The sequence below is a fragment of the Actinospica durhamensis genome, assembly GCF_018139695.1.
Taxonomy (GTDB): Bacteria; Actinomycetota; Actinomycetes; order Streptomycetales; family Catenulisporaceae; genus Actinospica; species Actinospica durhamensis.
In genome coordinates this window covers 1-388 of sequence record NZ_JAGSOG010000891.1, presented here as the reverse complement: position 1 = coordinate 388, position 388 = coordinate 1, and the positions used below count along the sequence as shown (strand labels likewise).

The following is a 388-nucleotide window of genomic DNA, read 5'->3' as shown; positions in this document are numbered from 1 at the left end:
GAGGGGATGTTGCTTTTGCCTGGCGGTGAGGAGGAACATGAAGGTCACGACCATAGTGGGGATGGGCATAGTCATGCTTATGATCCGCATGTATGGTTGTCTCCTGAGCGTGCCATCACACTTGTAGAAAATATTCGTGATAGTTTGGTAGCTAAGTACCCAGAAAAGAAAGATGCTTTTGAAACAAATGCGGCAGCCTATATTGAGAAATTAGATGCTTTGGATGCTAAATATTCTGAAACATTATCTGCTGCGAAACAGAAATACTTTGTTACACAACATACTGCATTTGCATATTTGGCTTTGGACTATGGTTTGAAACAAGTTTCTATTACAGGTGTTGCTGCAGATGAGGATCCAACTCCATCACGTCTAGCAGAATTGACAG

At 42.0% G+C, this 388-nt stretch carries 1 protein-coding gene; it reads left to right on the top strand.

Features of this window, described 5'->3' with window-relative positions:
- Positions 1-388, top strand: a 388-nt coding sequence (locus KDL01_RS42705) for a metal ABC transporter solute-binding protein, Zn/Mn family (RefSeq protein ID WP_212534384.1), incomplete at both ends; no start/stop codon positions are given.